Below are 860 nucleotides of genomic sequence, written 5' to 3'. Positions count from 1 at the left end.
CTCGCACACGCTGTCCAAGGACTACTTCGCCTACGCCGGTCCTGGCTTCAAGGGCCGCAACACCGGCTACCTGAACCTGGCGTTCGCGCAGGAAGTGGCACCCAAGATCACCGCCAAGGCCTCGGTGGGCTACACGCGCTTCGGTGGCGACATCGCTGCTCCCAACTACCTGGACTACAGCGTCGGCGGTGCCTACGACTTCGGTTCGGGCCTGTCGCTGGGCGCTGCCGTGGTGGGCGCCACCAAGAAAGACTACTTCGGCCCCGTCAACAAGTCGCGCGTGATCGTCACGCTGACCAAAACCCTGTAAATCTTTGAGGGGCGCATCGTGCGCCCCTTCCCGGAGGAACCAAAAATGAAAATGGTGACAGCCATCATCAAGCCCTTCAAGCTCGACGAGGTGCGTGAAGCCCTGTCGGACATCGGGGTCCAGGGGATTACGGTGACCGAGGTCAAGGGCTTCGGGCGCCAGAAGGGCCACACGGAGCTGTACCGCGGCGCAGAGTACGTGGTCGACTTCCTGCCCAAGGTCAAGATCGAAGCCGCTGTGGCGGACGAATTGGTGGACCGGGTGATCGAAGCCATCGAAGCTGCTGCACGCACCGGCAAGATCGGCGACGGCAAGATCTTCGTGACGCACCTTGAGCAGGTGGTGCGCATCCGCACCGGCGAAACCGGCAAGGAAGCCCTCTGAGGCGCGCCGCATCACACACAAGAGAAAAAAAGCCATGAAAAAATTGCTAGCTTCTTTCATCCTGGGGTTGAGCCTGCTGTCGGTCGGTGGACTGTCGCTGGCCCAGGCACCTGCGGTCGAACCCGCGGCGTCCGCGCCAGCGGCTGGTGCCCCTGGCGCAGCACGT

The 860-nt window shown here is 62.8% G+C and carries 2 protein-coding genes; both read left to right on the top strand.

Annotation, left to right across the window (positions count from 1 at the left end):
* The coding region (locus tag PMI14_RS06780) for a TorF family putative porin (protein ID WP_007851831.1) at positions 1 to 310 on the top strand (310 nt) is incomplete at its 5' end.
* Between the two features lie 45 nt (positions 311 to 355).
* Complete coding sequence (glnK, locus tag PMI14_RS06775; protein ID WP_007851823.1) at positions 356 to 694, top strand: P-II family nitrogen regulator; 339 nt, start codon at positions 356 to 358, stop codon at positions 692 to 694.
* Positions 695 to 860 lie beyond the last annotated feature (166 nt).

This window comes from Acidovorax sp. CF316, assembly GCF_000276605.1.
GTDB lineage: Bacteria > Pseudomonadota > Gammaproteobacteria > Burkholderiales > Burkholderiaceae_C > Acidovorax.
This window is presented reverse-complemented; position numbering and strand designations above follow the sequence as displayed.